Genomic DNA, 17,287 nt, shown 5'->3' with positions numbered 1-17,287 from the left:
ACAATGGCTGCTTCCTGCGTGCTCATCTGCTGAGCGCGCAGGCAACGCCTGGAGTAAACATGAAGGCACATAACGCAATCCCGGTCTGCACCTTGCTCGGCCTTGGCAATCTTGCCACTCCCGCACTGGCGGAGGGCTTCGTCGAGGACTCCAAAATCTCCCTGCAAACGAAGAATTTCTATTTGAACAGGGACTTTCGGGACGGTACTGGCCAGAACAAGCGTGACGAATGGGCCCAGGGCTTCATTCTCGACGCAAAGTCGGGCTTCACGCCCGGCCCCGTTGGTTTTGGCGTGGACGCCATCGGCATGCTCGGTATCAAGCTGGACTCCAGCCCCGACCGCACAGGTACCGGGCTTCTCCCCGTGCATGATGATGGCAGGGCACCGGACGAATACTCCAAGCTAGGTTTGACGGCAAAGGCTCGGTTCTCGAAAAGCCTGCTCGAAGCAGGAACGCTGATCCCCGACATGCCCACCGTTAAAGCCAACAACGGGCGAATCTTCCCGCAGACCTTCAGGGGTGGGCTGCTGAGCATCGGAGAAATCGATGCCCTCGATATCGTGGCGGGTCGCCTCACGAAAGTTACCGACCGCGACCAGACTGCCGCCCAGGACCTGATGCTGAACAACAAGAACCGCCGCTTCCAGGCCGGTATCGGCGCAGACCGTTTCGACCTGGCCGGCTTCGACTACAGCTTCTCGAAAAACCTGGTGGGTTCGTATCAGTACGGCGAACTCGAAGACGTCTATACCCAGCACTTCTTCGGACTTGTCGGGTCTGTTGCATTGCCTGCAGGGCAGTTGAAGGCAGACCTGCGACTGGCTGTCAGCAGAGACAGCGGCAACGCGGCGGCAGGAAAAATCGACAACCGCTCGGCCAACGGCATGCTCACCTACAGCCTCAAGGGCCACGGCTTCGGCGTTGGCTATCAACAGATGTCCGGGGACACAGCCTTCCCCTACATCGATGGCACCGACCCCTACTTGATCAATTTCGTCCAGATCAACGACTTTGCCGGCGCCAAGGAAAAATCATGGCAGCTTCGATATGACTTCAATTTCGCCACGGTGGGGCTGCCGGGCCTCACCTTCATGTCGCGCTACGTGAAAGGCCAGGACGTCGAGCTCGCTGGCAATGCCAGCGGCAACGAGTGGGAGCGAAACACCGAGCTGCAGTACCTGTTCCCCAGCGGCCCGCTCAAGAACCTGGGGATCCGCTGGCGCAATGCAAGCTATCGCTCGGACTTCGCCAGGGGCGCGGACGAAAACCGCCTCATCATCAGCTACAGCATTCCATTGCTGTAGACCTGCGCAAGCTTCCGCGGCGTTCACATTCGCCCTGAGTGCAAGCTCAGTAATTGAACACATGCCCTAACTGACCCTGCACCCACTCCAGGAAGTGCCGCACCCTGGACATCTCCGCGTGCCCCCTGGGGAACACCAGGTGGTGCGCGCTTACGGGGGTGGACAACTCGGCGGGAAATACCGGCACCAGGTCGCCGCGTTTGACATAGTCCTGGGACAGCAACGAGCTTTCCAGGGCAAAACCGAAGCCATGCCTGGCGGCCTCCAGGCTCATGTACGAGCGGTCGAAGCCCAGCGCGAACGGGGCTTGCGGAAGCGCCACGCCCTGCTGGGCGAACCACTGCGGCCACTGCACCAATGCCGCTTCGGAGAGGATAAGGTTCTGCCCGAGCAGATCGCTGGGTTGGCTGACGGGAATGCGCTCAAGAAGGCTGGGGGACGCGAGCACCGTGGCACGCTCGTGACGGATGGTGCGCACCTCCAGGCTTGGCCAGTCAGGGTAGCCGTGGCGGATGTCCACATCGATCTGATGGCGGCCGAAATGGAGTGTTTCATAGGAACACGACAGGTTGATCTGAATCTCCGGATGACAGCTGCGAAAGTGATCAAGGCGCGGCAGCAGCCAGAGCAGACCGAAGCTGGGCGCCGCATGCAGTCGCAGGCAATCGAAGCCCACGGCACTCCCCGCCCGCTCGGTGGCCAGCGCCAGGCTCTGCAGGATTCCGGAGATCTCCCGTTGGTACTGCTCGCCAGCGGGCGTCAGGGACATGCCGCGGGCTTCCCTGACAAACAGGGCACGGCCAATCAGCGCTTCCAGATTCGCAATCTGGTGGCTGACCGCCGAAGGGGTCAGGTTCAACTGTTCGGCCGCCTTGGCCACGTTTCCAAACCGCGCCACCTGCTCGAAGGCCTGAATCGATTTCAGCGGCGGTATCTGCTGCATTTTCCTGTTCGAGTCGCCGATCATTGCAAGCCCCGATTTCTGCGGATTGCACGCAATGCTATCGGAAACCGAAAAAAAATCTCCTGCCCGCCCCTGAATTTTTTTCAGCATTAGTTGAATGGCGCTGCGTTGCTCGTCACGCACCCCGGGTTGATTCTGACGCCATCGGTTCCCGTGGAACTGCCGCTCACAACAACAATCAATCGGAGCACTCTTCATGCTACTCACTGGCAAAATCGCAATCGTCACCGGCGCCGCCTCTGCACGAGGCATCGGCCGCGCCACCGCGCAGCTGTTCGCAGACCATGGCGCCAAGGTGGCGATTTTCGATCTCGATGCGAACGCCGCAGCCGAAGCAGCTGCGACCCTGGGCGAGGGTCATCTTGGCCTGGGCGCCAACGTTGCCGACGAAGCCCAGGTTCGTGACGCCGTGGCCGAGGTGCTGGCGCGCTTCGGCCGCATCGACGTTCTGGTCAACAACGCCGGCATTACCCAGCCGGTCAAGACGCTGGAGATTACCGGTGCGGACTACGACCGGATCCTCAACGTAAACCTGCGTGGCACGCTGCTGATGTCCCAGGCGGTCATTCCAGGCATGCGTAACCAAGGCGCCGGCAGCATCATCTGCATGTCCTCCGTTTCTGCGCAACGTGGAGGCGGCATCTTCGGCGGCCCTCATTACAGCGCTGCCAAGGCCGGCGTGCTGGGCCTCGGCAAGGCCATGGCACGGGAGCTGGGCCCGCACAATGTCCGGGTCAACGCCATTACCCCAGGGCTGATCCATACCGATATCACTGGCGGGCTGATGCAGGATGAGCGACGTCACGCAATCATCGAAGGCATTCCCCTGGGGCGGCTCGGTGAAGCTCGCGACGTGGCCAACGCTGCCCTGTTCCTGGCCAGTGACCTGTCCAGCTACCTGACCGGTGTCACCCTGGACGTGAACGGTGGAATGCTGATCCACTGATTTCGATTGCGCTCTGTATCCGGGCCCGGCCAAGCCGGGCTCTCAATAACAACAAGAGATCAGATCGACATGACTACCTTAACGATGGATGCGCTTTCGGCTGCCCGCAGCAGCGCGTACCGCAAGACTGCCTGGCGCCTGATGCCCTTCCTGATGCTCTGCTACCTCTGTGCCTACCTGGACCGGGTCAACGTCGGGTTCGCAAAGCTGCAGATGATGGATGACCTTGCGCTGTCCGAGGCTGTATACGGACTCGGCGCCGGCATGTTCTTCATCGGCTACTTCCTCTGCGAAGTGCCCAGCAACATCATCCTGCACAAGGTCGGGGCCCGCCGCTGGATCGCCAGGATCATGATTACCTGGGGCATCATCTCGGCGCTGTTCGCCTTCGTCGAAACCGCCTGGCAGTTCTATGCGCTGCGCTTCCTGCTGGGCGTCGCCGAGGCCGGCCTGGCCCCCGGCCTGCTGCTGTATCTCACTTATTGGTTCCCCTCCTACCGCCGCGCCAAAATGACCGCGCTGTGGTTCATTGCCATCCCGCTGTCGGGGATGATCGGAGGCCCCCTGTCGGGCTGGATCATGGAGCGTTTCGCCGGCGTTCATGGCTGGACGGGCTGGCAGTGGATGTTCGTGCTCGAGGCCATTCCGACCGTTGTGGTGGGCATTCTGGTGCTCAGCTATCTGAAGGATGGCGTCGACCAGGCCAACTGGCTCACGGACGAAGAAAAGGCCCTGGTCCGCCAGGAGCTGGCCGAGGACGAGCAACACAAGGTCAAGCATGGCTCCATCGGCGACTTCATCAAGGATCGCCGCCTGTGGCTGCTGGCCGGAATCTATTTCTGCGTGGTAATGGGCCAGTACGCAATCACCTTCTGGCTCCCCACCCTGGTGCGTAACGCCGGTGTAAGCGAACCGCTGCACATCGGTCTGCTGACCAGCGTCCCGTATATGACCGCAATCGTTGCAATGCTGCTTGCCGGTCGAAGCGGCGACCGTCACCGCGAGCGGCGCTGGCACCTGGCGATTCCGATGCTGTTCGGTGCACTGGGCCTGAGCCTCGCTGCAGCGCTGAGCAGCAGCCTGACGCTGTCGATCCTCAGCCTGTGCCTGGCTGCGGCAGGCATTCTCTCGGCCTCGTCACTCTTCTGGATGCTGCCGACCACGCTGCTGGGCGGCGTATCGGCCGCGGCGGGCATCGCAGCCGTGAACAGCTTCGCCAACCTCGCAGGTTTCTGCTCGCCCTACCTGATCGGCTGGGTAACCACCACCCTGGGCAGCAATGCCGTGGGGATGTACCTGATCACCGCAGTGCTGGTGTTTGGCGCCTTCCTGGTGTCCCGGGTTCCCGCAAACCTGGTCAATCGTTGATTCAACAAGGAGTCTTGCATGACTGCTGTGCCTACGCATAACGAGGCGCCGTCGCTGGCAGCGCGCGCCCGCAATATTCGCCGCCATGCCCTGCGCATGGGTCAAGTCCAGGGCCAGGGCTATGTCGGCCAGGCACTCGGTGCCGCCGACCTGCTGGCCGTGTCGTATTTCCACGCGCTGCGCCTGGATCCAGCGGATCCGGACTGGGAAGACAGGGACCGTTTCTATCTTTCCATCGGCCACTATGCCATCGCCCTCTACGCAGCCCTGATCGAAGCCGGCGTGATTCCGGAAGAAGAGCTGGAAACCTATGGCAGCGATGACAGCCGCCTGCCGATGTCCGGGATGGCTGCGTACACCCCCGGCATGGAAATCACCGGCGGCTCGCTGGGCCATGGACTGGGCATCGCCGTAGGCGCATGCCTGGGCCTGAAGCTCAAGGGGTCCTCCAGCTGGGTCTACAACCTGCTGTCGGACGGCGAACTCAACGAAGGCTCGACCTGGGAGGCGGTGATGTCGGCCAGTCACTGGAAACTGGACAACCTTATCGCCATCGTCGACGTGAACAACCAGCAGGCGGACGGGCACTCCAGCGAAGTGCTGGGTTTCGAGCCGATAGTGGAGCGCTGGGCGTCCTTCGGCTGGTATGTGCAGCGGGTCAACGGAAACAGCCTGGAACAGCTCGTCACCGCGTTCGACCAGGCGCGCGCGCATCAGGCCGCGCAACCTCGGGTGATCATCTGCGACACCCGCATGGGCAAAGGCGTGCCTTTCCTCGAGAACCGCGACAAGACCCACTTCATTCGGGTCGACGAAAACGAATGGGCACTCGCCCTGGAAGCCCTCGACGCCGGGAGCCAAGCATGAGCACTGAAATCGCCGCAAAGAAACGCCTAACGACGTCGGCCATGATCGCGTCCATCGCCGCCGAAGGCCAACCCACGAAACCGGCGCCCTTTGGCCACGCGTTGGCCGCGTTGGCGGAACAGCGGAAAGACATCGTCGGCTTGAGTGCCGACCTGTCCAAATACACCGACCTGCACATCTTCGCCAAGGCGCACCCCGAGCGTTTCTACCAGATGGGGATGGCCGAGCAACTGTTGATGAGTGCTGCTGCCGGCATGGCGCGCGAAGGTTTCACCCCGTTCGCCACCACCTACGCCGTGTTCGCCTCGCGCCGTGCCTATGACTTCATCTGCATGGCGATCGCCGAAGAAAACCTGAACGTGAAAATCGTCTGTGGCTTGCCTGGCCTGACCACTGGCTATGGCCCGAGCCATCAGGCCACGGATGACCTGGCCATCTTCCGCGCCATGCCCAACCTGATGATCGTCGACCCCTGCGACGCGCTGGAAATCGAACAGGCCGTGCCGGCCATCGCAGCCCACCCAGGGCCTGTCTATATGCGCCTGCTGCGCGGCAACGTGCCCTTGGTGCTGGATCGCTATGATTACCGCTTCCAGATTGGCAAAGCCCAGGTGCTGCGCGGTGGTCGAGACGTTCTGCTGGTTTCCAGCGGCCTGATGACGATGCGCGCCCTGGAGGCGGCCGAGCAATTGCACAAGGACGGCGTCGATGTATCGGTACTGCACGTGCCAACCATCAAGCCGCTCGACGAGCAAACCATCCTGGCTGAAGCGCGTAAACCCGGACGGCTGGTGGTTACCGCGGAAAACCACTCGATCATCGGCGGCCTCGGGGAAGCCGTAGCGGGTGTGCTGCTGCGTAATGGTGTCACCCCGACCTTCCGCCAGATCGCCCTGCCCGACGCCTTCCTGGATGCCGGGGCGCTTCCGACACTGCACGACCGCTACGGCATCTCGACCCAGGCAGTGGCTGCGCAAATCAAGGCCTGGCTGTAAATGCTGGGTTCTGGAACAGTTTGACAGCGGTTCAATCCAAGGCCCGATGCAGTGCATCGGGCTTTTGTTTGTTTCAACGGTAGCGCTGAGGGTTCAAGGCCGCTGCCCAGCCGCAGAACATCATGGATTAACCGAAGCCCCTTCCTTCGCGGACTCCGGTAGATCAAAAACGCGGTCGAAGACCCACTGAAACGCCAGCGAGTAAAAGAAGAAGAACACGAACAAGCCCATATCGGTGACCAGTGCGGCCCACCAGGAAATCCCCAGCCACCATGCCACCAGTGGCACCAACAACACGACCAGCCCTCCCTCGAAACCCAGCGAGTGGAGCAAACGCCTGCCCAATGTGCGAGCACGCTGCGGTTGACGCGCTTCCCACCACTCAAACATGGAGTTGTACAGCACGTTCCACAGCAGCGCGCTTGCAGACAACATCACCGACAGCGCACCCGCATGAGCCAGACCGTTGCCGTATATAAACGCGATACTGGGCGACAGCACCGTAATGGCGATGGATTCATAGAGGACGGCTTGAAGGATTTTTCTGGAAGGGCCTTGCATGGTGTACTCCGAAGATCGGGTAATTGAACACCAGGACGGTATCTGCCCATGCGATCCAGGAAAAATGAGATAAATTGCCTGCACATCAATTCAATTCATCAGGGAACCCTGCGTGTTTTCGACTCTTCCACTCAACGCGCTGCGCACCTTCGAGGCGGCGGCGCGGCTGGGAAGTTTCAAGGCGGCCGCTGAGGAACTGTCAGTCACCCCGGCGGCCATTTCCCACCAGATCAGGACATTGGAAAACCACCTCGGAGCGCGGCTATTCCATCGTTCCGGACAAGGCGTGACAGTGACCGAAGAAGGCGAGTCGCTTTATCGCCAGACGCATCGCGCCTTATCGGACATTCGCCGCAGTCTGGAGGCCTTCTATCCAGACACCGTTCAGCAGACCCTGACCATAACCACTACCCCAGGCTTCGCCGCAGCCTGGTTGATTCCAAGGCTGGGTAGCTTCTACAAGAACTTTGGGCACTTTGATGTACGGGTCGATACACGCAATGAACTCGTCGATCTACTGCGTGACTCCAGTATCGATGTTGCCATTCGCTCGGTCAGCCGTGACGACCCCAGGTTGTTCTCCCAAGCGCTCATGCACGAACGATTTTCGGCCTACGGTGCCCCGGACCTGGTCGCTTCGCTGAACCTGGAGCAGATCGAGCTGATCAACCTGCGCTGGAAAATTCCAGGCGCATTCTCGGTGAATTGGGAAAGCTGGTGTGCGGCGGCTGCTTGCCAGTCATGGCTTGAAACGGCGCAGATGCGTGAATTCGATGATGAGCATTTTGCTTTAAGCGCCGCGATCGCCGGGCATGGACTGGTGCTGGCAAGCAATGTGCTGGTGGCTAACAGCCTCAGGCGCGGGGAATTGGTGGCCTATAGGCCGGAAATAAGCCTGCCGGGGCCGCGTTATATTGCTGCGTGCGTGCCAGGGAAGGAGCGGCAGGCGCATGTGAGTGCGTTCCTGAGGTGGCTGGTAGATGCGGCGCTGCGGGATGGATGAGCATATTCGGTTCTTGTCATGCGTATGGACGCTATGGGTCGAAAGCAGCCGGTCACTACTTACCGCGTAGCGCTGGCTCGGGGGCGGGAGGGCTACCTAACCACTTACTCTCTCATTCTCCAGATTGCCGTTGAGAGGATAAATCCTGGATGTTCGTAGGTCGGTTTACTATCCAATTTTCGCTTTTCTGGATGGTCAGTCCTCGAGTTTATCTGGCAGTAATCGATCAAAAACTCTCATCGATGAACGATTTCGTTAGCTAACAACTAACGTAGGTATGACGGCTGTGCGCTGGCCCGCGCTAGAAGGTTTTCCGGGACTTTCGTCAATTTGTTGAAACTGTTTCACTACCCCTTGGGTTTCACGTGCTAGTGGAAGTGATCAAGCTAAGGCATCAACACACTGAGTGCTCGCCATGACTAGTACGATTACCGTTGTAGCGCATATCACCGCAGATCCATCATCAGTAGCAGAGGTTCACAGCGCCCTGCTAATAGCTGTCGAAGCGACGCAGTCAGAGTACGGGTGTCTTCATTATCGTCTTTTTGAAAACATGGACACTCAAGGCCACTGGACCATGCTTGAGCTTTGGCAGAATGATGATGCGCTGACTCAACATACACTCGGTGAGGCGTTTAAAACTTTAAGCGCGGCTATCGACGGCAAAGCGAGTGTTGAGGTTTTCCGCTTGGCTCCGGCTGCTTCTGCTGTACAGGTGGAGTCTGTTGTAAACCCAAACTTCTGGCTCGGAAACGGTTTGCCATGAGCTTTAAGCTAACGTAACGGATATCGCTCAAGAGCAAGCGCAACGCGCCGTGCGGGATCTGGGTGATGAGTTGTTCATATTGCCAGAGCAGGTCTCCGGGACGATCATAGCCAGTAGTTTGGGAGCGTTCGTCCCAAAGCTTGGGCCCCAGGCTAGGTTTGGTGAGCAGGCGGCACGAGCAAGCTCAGCCAATCAGAAACTACCTTTCACTCCTCGGTTGAGGAGTGAAAGAAAGTATGGCGTTAGTTGTTGCCCGCTGAAGCGCGCCCTCTCAAATGATTCGTGGGCAGTGCAGTCGTATATTTAACTTGGCTAAGTGCGAAACTCGACTTAATGCTTGCCACAACAGGTATGGTGGTCAACCAGTCAAGCAGTAGCGCCTGATACTTTGTCAGGTCTTCGCTTACCACCCTCAGCATAAAGTCCGCCTCGCCGCTCATCAAATAGCACTCCATCACCTCTGGGCGCTCCCTGATTGCGTTCGTAAATACTTCTAGCGACTGCTTGTCCTGAAGTTTGAGCGACACGTGTACGAATACATTTATTGCAAGGCCGAGCGCTGCAGGATCAACTAGCGTTACGGCGCCTCGCAAGACCCCACTTTCCTTCATCTCTGAGACACGTCGCCAGCACGGCGAAGTTGAAAGCCCTACAATTTCAGCGAGTTCGGCATTGCTTAACTCCGCATTTTCTTGGAGTGCATCAAGGATGCGCAGGCTAGCGTCATCGAGCTTCGAGCGGCTCATGGTAAATTTTTCCTCTGCATGAGAGCTTTCCAATGAAATGTACCGGCATTTCTACTTCTGAGGAAGAGATAGGTACGTTTTTTCGCATGCCCAAAAATATCATGGTGCTACGTAACTAAATTGCAACGAGGTGGCACCATGCGCGCTTCAACTCAGCAAGTGTTTAAGACTCGCTCCAAAAATTTCGGGATATCTTCGACTTACGTCTGGCTTGGTGTCATGGTGCTTCTGTGGGGAAGTAGCTGGCCGGTTACCAAGCTTGCATTGCATGACGTGCCTCCGCTCTGGCTGGCTACCATTCGTTTCGCCACTGCCGCGGTTTGTCTTTTTGCCTATCTGGTCGCGAGAGGACAGCTCAAGCTTCCCGTTAGAGAGGATGTGCCAATCATCGCAAGCGTGGGTTTGTTGCAGATGATGGCTTTCACAGGTCTGGGTATGGTAGCGATGGTTCATGTCGACACTAGCCGCGCTGTGCTCTTGGCATACACAACCCCACTGTGGTGTGTGGTTGTCGCCTGGGTCATGTTCCGTGAAATGCCCTCTAGGTTGCAGATTGCAGGGCTTGTCATAGGGATGTCAGGGGTCGCGGCTGTGTGCTCCCCAGAAGAGCTCGAATGGACAAATCAGGAAACAGTGTTGGGGGCAATATTCCTGCTTCTTGCAGCGGTCAGCTGGGCGATTGTCATCCTTCATGTGAAACGTCATCGGTGGGTGACCCCACCTCTGGCGCTTGCCCCGTGGCAGATGCTCTTGGCTACCATACCGTTGGCGATTGCAGCCTATGTCAGCGAAGGCTCACCGACATCCCTTGTCTTGGATAGGAAACTGGCTGAGGAATTGTTCTTCATTGGTCCGATTGCGACATCGGCGTGCTTTGTGATTTCTACGGAGTACGGACGGCGAATTTCGACGTTTGGCATGTCAAATTTCACCCTTGGGGTACCCCTGATTGGAACAGTGTTCTCTTGCTTGGCTTTTGGTGCGACCGTTTCCACCATGTTCCTTGCCGGGCTCGGCCTGGTGGTTTTGGGGGTCGTGGTCTCTGCGTTAGCTTCGCGCTCCCGCCGGACCTGAACCATAAAGGTTGGCGGAGGCTTTTCGATAAACCCGTTTCAGAGCTCGCAATGCGTAAGGCATTAGCTCTGAAACGGGTGCAGTGAGGTTACTTAGAGTCTATGCGATAGACGCTCAGTGGTCGCTCGACCTTCGATGCGCCATTGTTGAACAAGCCTACTCGATCGACTTGCGCTGCCGGCAAGTACAATCTGCCCTGGTTGTCGAACGCAGGTGCATCGACCCAGTGCAGGCGAGTGTCCTTTGCAATGGTCTGAATGGTGCCGTCAGTGGCGATTCGCTTGACGCTATCTTCAGCTAGGTCACTGAAATAGAAATTGCCCTTGCTGTCCATGACTGTCCCACCGGCCGGCGGCAGATCTCGCCAGAACTCGACATGTTTGACGAGCTCAATTTCAGGCAGGTTGGCATCATCCAGCCAGCGCGTTTCAATCTTGTGCCAAGGGCCTTCCAACGGTGCGAAGTAGAGCCATTTCCCGTCCGGGGACACCTCAAGGGGATCGGAATGCACCCTCAATGCTGTCCCATCTGGCGCTCTGACTACTTTGCCGCTCAGGATAATGTCGCGGTTCTTGGGCGCGCGTACAGCAGGACTGGTCGTTAAGACGCGCCGGGCTTTGTTGGTTTCGAAGTCCAAGACAACGATGCCAGGAACGCCAGCGTCCGTCAGGTAGGCATGCTTGCCATTGAGGCGGATATCGTCGATGTAGCTATGTTCTTGAGCGATGCTGCTGTCGAATGGGATGACCTTGATCACTTCGCCGCTTTTTAGGTCAACGACCACGACCTTTGCACCACCTGCAATGACTTTGCCGCCGAAGTCAGTTACGCCTGCATCGACAATCCACAGCCGGCTATTGTCATCAACGCCCATGGCATTGACATTGACGAAGCGCTGTTCGGCTGGAATGGTCGCGTCATTGCTATTCCATCGCTCATTTGGAAAGGGATGGGGCTCCAGCTTGGTCTAGCTTCGATACGGATGGCCCCGCTGAGCCAGTCCATTTTGGGCCCGATACGTATAGGCTTCCGGCGCTGTCCACGGCCACCGTATTCCATACAGCATTCGCCGATTGGGCTACCACATGAAGGGTTGGCGGCAGCTCGGCGTGGGCTACACCGATAAAGCCTGCCATCAGAGCTGTTAGTACAAATCGTTTAGGGAAGGTCATTGCAAGTTCCTGTTTGAAGGGCTGGGCAATGATCATTTTTCCCATTACGCTGAAAAACCTCGCCATCACGTAAAGAATTTCGTCAACGTGAAGAAAATCATACGAATCGATGATCTGCAGGTCTTCGTATCGACGGCTGCTGCGGGTAGTTTCTCCGCCGCGGCGCGGTTGCTTGACATCTCGCCCGCCTTGGCGAGCGGTGCCATTCAGCGTCTGGAAAGCAACCTGGGCGTGAGATTGTTTGTTCGCTCGACGCGTCGGTTGAGATTATCCGATGATGGCGAGCGCTACTTGCCGCACGCGCGGCAAGCCTTGGAAGCACTTGATAATGGCGAGGTAGCGCTGAACCAGGGCCGTGACGAGATCGCTGGCACTATTCGCTTGTCGATGCCATCTGATATCGGCAGGAACGTGTTGCTCCCATGGCTTGATGAGTTTCAGCAAACGCACCCCATGGTACGTCTGCAATTGCGGGTTAGTGATCAGGTGGCTGATCTAGTGGGGGAACATCTGGACGCTAGTATCAGGTATGGACAGTTGAGTGACTCGAGCCTGGTGTCCCTGGCACTCGCACCGATGAACCGCAGAACAGTCTGCGCCTCGCCGGCGTATCTCGCGCGTCATGGTATGCCGGAATCTCCTGAGGCGTTGAGCGGGCATAATTGCCTGAGATATGTGATGGGCGAGCAAACCTACGAGCGTTGGAGCTTCAATTTCCCACAGGGAGTGCGGACGGTTCAGGTGACAGGTGATCGAATCAGCGATGATGCCGATATTGTTCGACGCTGGGCTGTCGCCGGATTGGGGATCGTTTACAAGTCCAGGCTCGATGTTGCTGAGGATCTTCGTAGCGGCCGCCTGGTTGAGCTATTCCCGGAAAGCTATGGGCAGTCGGCACCGCTTCAGCTGGTATGTGCCCATCGCACATCGCTCACGCCGGCCATCCAATCGCTTAGAGCCTTTCTAGCAAAACGTTTCGAAAGCTAGTCGGGGCTCAGTGGCGGGGCACGGGGCCCCGCTACTGATTCAAGCTTCCGCCGGTGCCGACTGACGTGCGAGCCAAATGTCTGCAGTTTCCAAGGCTGAAAGCTTTTTGTGACGGATAAGAAAATCAAGCTCACTGACCGCGGCATTGCCAGGTTGTAGCGAGACCAGATCCTCAATCAGTTCTTTCGGCATCGCTTGCACAACGTCACTGGCGGCAATGAGCGTGGCTTGATCCTCACCGCCCAACAGCCCGAGCGGTTCATCCAGGGCTCGGATTTTGTAGGCATGGTGCAGATATTGAGGATGCCACAGCGGCACGACAAACCATTCCCGCTCGGCATAGGATTGCTCATAACGATTGAAGCAATCAGTCTCGGTGCCTTGCGCAAAAAAATAGCCTTCAGCGTCCAACCCGTATTGCGTCACCATGGCTTTGGAAAAGCGACTGATACCAGCACCAGGGGTTATGCCTTGGATGCGGCGGCTCATCCGCTGGGCAACATCCGGCCTCAGCAGGTCTGCAATCGTAGCGACCTGATCCTCCGGTACATAATCAGGCACCCCCCAAATGCAGAATGGGTTGTAAAGAACGCCAAGGGAAGTGCTCGATTTCTTGCAAGCTGCCAGGTAGGCACCATGGCTGGCAGGCAGCCAGGCTGATACGAGCATCTCTACTAGTCCTTCGCTGTACAACCGGAACATCTCCTCATGAGGAGCTGTACTGACTTCCACCAGATAACCATGTCGCTCTAGCGTGCGCTGCACAAGCGCTGCACTAGCGGCATGGAAGCTGAGGTCGATGTAGCCCAAGCGAATGTGCTTTTGCATGTCATTTCCTTATCAATGCGTTTGCGCAGGCTTGGCGTCGATCTTGACGCGCATCAGGCTGTAAGGCTTCACCCGTTTGTCTTGGCCATCGTTGAAGCCAGGTGAGCGGTGCAGCTGGTTGGCAGTGAAATACAGATATCCGTCTGGGCCGATCGACAAGGTATCCGGCCAAAGGACTCGCGAATCCTCAACCACGGTTTGCCAAGTGCCATCGGCAAGGCGTTTGCGGATGGAGTTGTGCTCATAATCCCCCGCATAGACTGCACCGTTAGCATCAGCCTCAAGACCGTCGGAGGCGCCTTTTTCACCAAGGTCTACAACTGCTTGTTCAAGTTCGGCTTCGCTTACATTGGGGTCTCGCAACAAAGCCGTTGGAACCGCATACAGGTGTCGACTCGAAAGCGGACAGAAATACAGCGTCCTACCATCGCTCGACAGGGCGATGCCGTCCGAGGCTACGGTCAGCAGCCCTGATCTACCCTGCGCGTCGCGGGTGATGAGTGCTGGTTTCCCTTCGATGACAGGTCGGAACTCAGGGTCTACGGAAGTTGATTTGGCCCCGCTAAGGCGGCGGGTTGCGGTACCGCTGGCCAGGTCCAGGACGATGATTCCGCCTGGCCCTTTTACCGACGAATCGGTGACGTAAGCGGTACCTTCTTTACCTACGCGAAAATCAAAACGGACGTCATTCACATAGGTAGTTGGCAGAATCACTTCACGCGGGAACACAACTGTTTTCACGATCTTGTTGGTGTTCAAGTCGATTGCGATCAGCTTGGCTCCACCTGCCTTGGGCTCGGAGAAGGCGGGAGCGGCTGTATCCAATACCCAGACACGCCCTTGACCGTCAGCTACCACGCTCTGCACGCTGATGAACCCGGCGGCCGGATCCTTGGTGTTTTCCACATTCGTTTTCAGGTCCGGGTAAGGAACCAAATGGCCCTGTTTAATCTCTGCCACGGTGTAGGGTACGTCATCTCCCCAACGAGGGAAGTTGATGAAGATCCGACCCGTTTCGGTAACGGTCACGCCTGTAGGCATGGCGCCATTGAAAGCGAAAACACGTTCGGGGTTGGTGCCTGTGCCCGAGGCGGTATCGGCCATGGCCATTGCACTGAGCGAGACCGCGACAGCCAGGCCAGTGGCTTGGAAGAAAGCTTTCATATGCTTGTCCTTGAGCCTATCAGCGGGTTAGAAGCCTTCGAGAACGATCTTGCCTTTGGCTTTGCCGCTCTCGATCAGAGCATGGGCGCGCTTCAGGTTATCTGAGCCGATTTTGCCGAAGTGTTCGCCAATGGTGGTCTGGATGACGCCGTTATCGACCAGCTCGGAAATTCTGTTCAGCAACTCATGCTGTTTGATCATGTCTGCGGTTTGATACAGAGAACGCGTGAACATGAGTTCCCAATGCAGCGAAAGCGACTTGCGCTTGAGTGGCATGACGTCCAGTTGTGCGGGGTCATCAATCAGTGCCAGTTTGCCTTGTGGGCGAAGCACTTCGACGATCTGCGGCAGGTAGGTTTCGGTATGGGTCAGGCTGATAACGTAGTCGACCGGGTTGAGCTTCAGATTCTCAAGCTGCAGCGGGATCGAAGCGGAATGATCAATCACATGGTGGGCGCCCAGTTCTTGTACCCAGGACTGAGTCTCTGGCCGCGACGCCGTACCGATGACGGTGAGTCGGGTAAGTTTGCGGGCCAGCTGGACCAGAATCGAGCCAACCCCACCACCGGCGCCGATGACCAGCAGGCTTTGTCCTTTACCACCGTTCTCCTGAACGCCCAGTCGATCGAACAACAGCTCCCAGGCAGTAATGGAGGTCAGCGGCAAGGCTGCGGCACTGGCATTGTCCAGGCTACGTGGTTTTTGACCGACGATGCGCTCATCCACCAAGTGAAATTCGCTGTAGCTACCAGGGCGATCGATCGCGCCGGCGTAAAATACTTCGTCGCCAACGTTGAACAATGAAACGTCGCTGCCGACTTCACGGACGATACCAACAGTATCCCAACCCAGCACTTGGACCTCTTGGCTGGTACTGCGGGCTCGCACCTTTGTATCTACCGGATTCACCGCAATCGCTTTCACTTCGACAAGCAGATCTCGAGCACCTGGGGTGGGCTTCGGCAGGTCCGTTTCGAACAGGGAACGAGCGTTTTGGATTGGCAAACCAGCTTCTTGGAAAACTACGGCTTTCATATGAGGTTGTCCTTTACAGGTCAGAGAGTGATGTCAGGCTAACTCCCTTCGTAAGCCTCAAAAACCAGCTAACCCGAGGAAGACTTTCGCCGTTTCGCTGAAGGTTGAGGCGATCAGCCATTCAAGGAATGGCTGATCGTCTTGGAAGGAGCGCGTACGTCGTTCAAGTCAGGCGTCAGATCAGATCGCTTTCGGTGGGAAATCGATATCCGTTTTCGCCACGTTGTTCAGGTAGTTCGTCAAGGTCAGCAGCGAGACCTGCGCGATGACGTCAACGATTTTTGCATCGTCCAACCCTGCTTCCCGTGCGATTGAGAGATGCTCGTCACTCACTTGGCCGCGGTTGAGCGTGACTGCCCGAGCCAGTGCAGCGACTCCATTCAGCGTGCCAGCGCGTGCTGCCAGCAAATCATCAGCGTTCAGTCCGGCCTTCCCACCGAAGAAGCTGTGAGCCGCGACGCAATAATCGCATCCGTTAACTTCCGAGGCCGCCAGTGCCGCTACTTCACGTTCGGCAGGTGTCAGGCTGTTCTTGCCAAGCGCCTGTGCCAGAGCGAGATATCCTCCCAAGGCTGCTGGAGAGTGAGCCAGCGTAGCGAAAGCGTTAGGGATAAAACCCAAGCCTTTTTCAATGCCCTGAAGGGCAGCGCGCGCAGCGTCTGGAGCTTGGTCAATGGTCAAAGCAGCAATTCGGGTCATGATTTTGCTTCCTTCCAGGTTGTCCAATTCGTTTCTGTTCAGGCGACAGGGATAGGGTTTTCGGCCAATGCCTCGTTGAACTGGTTGATCAGTCCATGCTCGTTGGGCCCTTGGTTGGCGCGTACCGGTACGACGCGGTCAACCAGGACTTCGGTTGTCGCTGTCTCCAGTTTTTCCAGGGTCTCTTGGATGAATTCGTCCAGTGGCATGGCGCGTTCATCACCACTTTTGTGAATCAGATCGGTGTCGACCCATGGCGGCGCGATTTCCAGAACCTTGACGCTGGTGTCGCGCAGGGCAAAACGTTGCGACAGCGAGTAGGAGTGAATCGCAGCTTTGGTCGCTGAATAGAGGGCAGTCGCGGCCAGTGGCAGATAAGCCAGTACCGAGCTGTTGTTGATGATGTAGGCATCGGGTTGGCGCTTGAGGTGTTCTACAAACGCTGCGCTAACCCGCACCGGGCCCAGCAGGTTGGTTTGCAGCAGCCCTACAGCCTGCTCATCGTCATAATCGCCAGAGCCTGGGTTGTCGAAAGGCATGATGCCGGCATTGTTGATGATGACGTTCAGCGAGGGATGGCGACGGATAACCTCTTGTGCGACATCCTTGATCTGCTGGGGATCATTGATATCAAGCTGAACAGTGTCGATGCCGGGATTGGAGCTGGCGATTTCATCCAGCAGCGATTGGCGTCGGCCCGCGATGATGACTTTGTTTCCACGCCGGTGGAACGCTTCGGCCAGAGCGCGACCGATGCCCGAGGTGCCGCCAGTAATGAAGATGGTGTTTGCGCTGGTTTTCATGA

At 57.6% G+C, this 17,287-nt stretch carries 18 protein-coding genes; 9 read left to right on the top strand and 9 right to left on the bottom strand.

The genetic code is table 11. The annotated features are described in order from the left end of the window. Positions 1–59: 59 nt before the first annotated feature. A complete protein-coding gene (locus tag ACPFMA_RS11435; RefSeq protein WP_081263170.1) occupies positions 60–1,307 on the top strand; it encodes an OprD family porin in 1,248 nt (415 codons plus the stop codon). Positions 1,308–1,353: 46 nt separating this feature from the next. Here the strand turns inward: ACPFMA_RS11435 and ACPFMA_RS11430 are convergent, their stop codons facing one another. After that, positions 1,354–2,274 carry a LysR substrate-binding domain-containing protein gene (locus ACPFMA_RS11430; RefSeq protein ID WP_009401471.1) on the bottom strand — a complete coding sequence of 307 codons (921 nt, stop codon included), beginning with the start codon at positions 2,272–2,274 and terminating at the stop codon, positions 1,354–1,356. Positions 2,275–2,467: 193 nt separating this feature from the next. Here ACPFMA_RS11430 and ACPFMA_RS11425 point away from each other — a divergent pair, with 193 nt between their 5' ends. The 4 genes from ACPFMA_RS11425 (at position 2,468) to ACPFMA_RS11410 (ending at position 6,447) form a co-directional block, all read left to right on the top strand. Beyond that, complete coding sequence (locus ACPFMA_RS11425) at positions 2,468–3,217, top strand: SDR family NAD(P)-dependent oxidoreductase (RefSeq protein ID WP_425930212.1); 750 nt, start codon at positions 2,468–2,470, stop codon at positions 3,215–3,217. 69 nt (positions 3,218–3,286) lie between these two features. Further along, complete coding sequence (locus tag ACPFMA_RS11420; RefSeq protein ID WP_037060767.1) at positions 3,287–4,585, top strand: MFS transporter; 1,299 nt, start codon at positions 3,287–3,289, stop codon at positions 4,583–4,585. 18 nt (positions 4,586–4,603) lie between these two features. Then, the gene (locus tag ACPFMA_RS11415; RefSeq protein ID WP_425930211.1) at positions 4,604–5,452 is read left to right on the top strand and encodes a transketolase; all 849 of its coding nucleotides are present in this window, start codon (positions 4,604–4,606) and stop codon (positions 5,450–5,452) included. Continuing rightward, entirely contained in the window at positions 5,449–6,447 is a 999-nt protein-coding gene (locus ACPFMA_RS11410) for a transketolase family protein (protein WP_425930210.1), read from the top strand. Before ACPFMA_RS11415 ends, ACPFMA_RS11410 begins: the two co-directional genes overlap by 4 nt. Positions 6,448–6,567: 120 nt before the next feature. Here ACPFMA_RS11410 and ACPFMA_RS11405 read toward each other — a convergent pair whose 3' ends face one another. Then, the gene (locus tag ACPFMA_RS11405) at positions 6,568–7,008 is read right to left on the bottom strand and encodes a PACE efflux transporter (protein WP_064303034.1); all 441 of its coding nucleotides are present in this window, start codon (positions 7,006–7,008) and stop codon (positions 6,568–6,570) included. Positions 7,009–7,120: 112 nt separating this feature from the next. Here ACPFMA_RS11405 and ACPFMA_RS11400 point away from each other — a divergent pair, with 112 nt between their 5' ends. Both ACPFMA_RS11400 and ACPFMA_RS11395 read left to right on the top strand, forming a co-directional pair. Continuing rightward, on the top strand, positions 7,121–8,011 hold the full coding sequence (locus ACPFMA_RS11400) for a LysR substrate-binding domain-containing protein (RefSeq protein WP_425930209.1): 891 nt from the start codon (positions 7,121–7,123) through the stop codon (positions 8,009–8,011). A gap of 415 nt (positions 8,012–8,426) precedes the next feature. After that, positions 8,427–8,777: a putative quinol monooxygenase gene (locus ACPFMA_RS11395; RefSeq protein ID WP_420057264.1), complete on the top strand. Its 351-nt coding sequence runs from the start codon at positions 8,427–8,429 to the stop codon at positions 8,775–8,777. A 242-nt stretch (positions 8,778–9,019) separates the two neighbouring features. Here the strand turns inward: ACPFMA_RS11395 and ACPFMA_RS11390 are convergent, their stop codons facing one another. Continuing rightward, on the bottom strand, positions 9,020–9,523 hold the full coding sequence (locus ACPFMA_RS11390; RefSeq protein ID WP_425930208.1) for an Lrp/AsnC family transcriptional regulator: 504 nt from the start codon (positions 9,521–9,523) through the stop codon (positions 9,020–9,022). A gap of 138 nt (positions 9,524–9,661) precedes the next feature. Between ACPFMA_RS11390 and ACPFMA_RS11385 the strand changes: the two genes are divergently transcribed. Further along, positions 9,662–10,597 (top strand): DMT family transporter, encoded by a 936-nt coding sequence (locus ACPFMA_RS11385; protein WP_420057263.1) that lies wholly within the window; start codon positions 9,662–9,664, stop codon positions 10,595–10,597. Positions 10,598–10,685: 88 nt separating this feature from the next. Here the strand turns inward: ACPFMA_RS11385 and ACPFMA_RS11380 are convergent, their stop codons facing one another. Further along, positions 10,686–11,471, bottom strand: a complete 786-nt coding sequence (locus tag ACPFMA_RS11380; protein ID WP_425930207.1) for an L-dopachrome tautomerase-related protein — start codon at positions 11,469–11,471, stop codon at positions 10,686–10,688. Between the two features lie 394 nt (positions 11,472–11,865). Between ACPFMA_RS11380 and ACPFMA_RS11375 the strand changes: the two genes are divergently transcribed. Beyond that, entirely contained in the window at positions 11,866–12,756 is an 891-nt protein-coding gene (locus ACPFMA_RS11375) for a LysR family transcriptional regulator (protein ID WP_420057317.1), read from the top strand. A gap of 39 nt (positions 12,757–12,795) precedes the next feature. Here ACPFMA_RS11375 and ACPFMA_RS11370 read toward each other — a convergent pair whose 3' ends face one another. The 5 genes from ACPFMA_RS11370 to ACPFMA_RS11350 all read right to left on the bottom strand — a co-directional run bounded on the left by ACPFMA_RS11370 (position 12,796) and on the right by ACPFMA_RS11350 (position 17,285). Further along, positions 12,796–13,584: a glycine betaine ABC transporter substrate-binding protein gene (locus tag ACPFMA_RS11370; protein ID WP_425930206.1), complete on the bottom strand. Its 789-nt coding sequence runs from the start codon at positions 13,582–13,584 to the stop codon at positions 12,796–12,798. 12 nt (positions 13,585–13,596) lie between these two features. Further along, positions 13,597–14,694 carry an L-dopachrome tautomerase-related protein gene (locus ACPFMA_RS11365; protein WP_420057316.1) on the bottom strand — a complete coding sequence of 366 codons (1,098 nt, stop codon included), beginning with the start codon at positions 14,692–14,694 and terminating at the stop codon, positions 13,597–13,599. A gap of 81 nt (positions 14,695–14,775) precedes the next feature. Further along, positions 14,776–15,783 carry a zinc-binding alcohol dehydrogenase family protein gene (locus ACPFMA_RS11360; RefSeq protein WP_425930205.1) on the bottom strand — a complete coding sequence of 336 codons (1,008 nt, stop codon included), beginning with the start codon at positions 15,781–15,783 and terminating at the stop codon, positions 14,776–14,778. Positions 15,784–15,963: 180 nt separating this feature from the next. Beyond that, on the bottom strand, positions 15,964–16,482 hold the full coding sequence (locus ACPFMA_RS11355; protein WP_420057259.1) for a carboxymuconolactone decarboxylase family protein: 519 nt from the start codon (positions 16,480–16,482) through the stop codon (positions 15,964–15,966). A gap of 38 nt (positions 16,483–16,520) precedes the next feature. Next, complete coding sequence (locus tag ACPFMA_RS11350) at positions 16,521–17,285, bottom strand: SDR family oxidoreductase (RefSeq protein ID WP_420057258.1); 765 nt, start codon at positions 17,283–17,285, stop codon at positions 16,521–16,523. Positions 17,286–17,287: the final 2 nt, after the last annotated feature.

It is taken from the genome of Pseudomonas sp. NyZ201, assembly GCF_049860765.1.
Taxonomy (GTDB): Bacteria; Pseudomonadota; Gammaproteobacteria; order Pseudomonadales; family Pseudomonadaceae; genus Aquipseudomonas; species Aquipseudomonas bharatica.
Note: the sequence above shows the minus strand (reverse complement) of the source record. Positions and strands in the feature narration are given on the sequence as shown.

Coding starts and splice junctions, on each gene's coding strand:
- ACPFMA_RS11365 (WP_420057316.1), bottom strand. CDS start 14,694: ATGGCCATGGCCGATACCGCCTCGGGCACAGGCACCAACCCCGAACGT.
- ACPFMA_RS11425 (WP_425930212.1), top strand. CDS start 2,468: ATGCTACTCACTGGCAAAATCGCAATCGTCACCGGCGCCGCCTCTGCA.
- ACPFMA_RS11390 (WP_425930208.1), bottom strand. CDS start 9,523: ATGAGCCGCTCGAAGCTCGATGACGCTAGCCTGCGCATCCTTGATGCA.
- ACPFMA_RS11380 (WP_425930207.1), bottom strand. CDS start 11,471: ATGGGCGTTGATGACAATAGCCGGCTGTGGATTGTCGATGCAGGCGTA.
- ACPFMA_RS11395 (WP_420057264.1), top strand. CDS start 8,427: ATGACTAGTACGATTACCGTTGTAGCGCATATCACCGCAGATCCATCA.
- ACPFMA_RS11405 (WP_064303034.1), bottom strand. CDS start 7,008: ATGCAAGGCCCTTCCAGAAAAATCCTTCAAGCCGTCCTCTATGAATCC.
- ACPFMA_RS11430 (WP_009401471.1), bottom strand. CDS start 2,274: ATGATCGGCGACTCGAACAGGAAAATGCAGCAGATACCGCCGCTGAAA.
- ACPFMA_RS11435 (WP_081263170.1), top strand. CDS start 60: ATGAAGGCACATAACGCAATCCCGGTCTGCACCTTGCTCGGCCTTGGC.
- ACPFMA_RS11415 (WP_425930211.1), top strand. CDS start 4,604: ATGACTGCTGTGCCTACGCATAACGAGGCGCCGTCGCTGGCAGCGCGC.
- ACPFMA_RS11355 (WP_420057259.1), bottom strand. CDS start 16,482: ATGACCCGAATTGCTGCTTTGACCATTGACCAAGCTCCAGACGCTGCG.
- ACPFMA_RS11420 (WP_037060767.1), top strand. CDS start 3,287: ATGACTACCTTAACGATGGATGCGCTTTCGGCTGCCCGCAGCAGCGCG.
- ACPFMA_RS11410 (WP_425930210.1), top strand. CDS start 5,449: ATGAGCACTGAAATCGCCGCAAAGAAACGCCTAACGACGTCGGCCATG.
- ACPFMA_RS11370 (WP_425930206.1), bottom strand. CDS start 13,584: ATGCAAAAGCACATTCGCTTGGGCTACATCGACCTCAGCTTCCATGCC.
- ACPFMA_RS11350 (WP_420057258.1), bottom strand. CDS start 17,285: ATGAAAACCAGCGCAAACACCATCTTCATTACTGGCGGCACCTCGGGC.
- ACPFMA_RS11360 (WP_425930205.1), bottom strand. CDS start 15,783: ATGAAAGCCGTAGTTTTCCAAGAAGCTGGTTTGCCAATCCAAAACGCT.
- ACPFMA_RS11385 (WP_420057263.1), top strand. CDS start 9,662: ATGCGCGCTTCAACTCAGCAAGTGTTTAAGACTCGCTCCAAAAATTTC.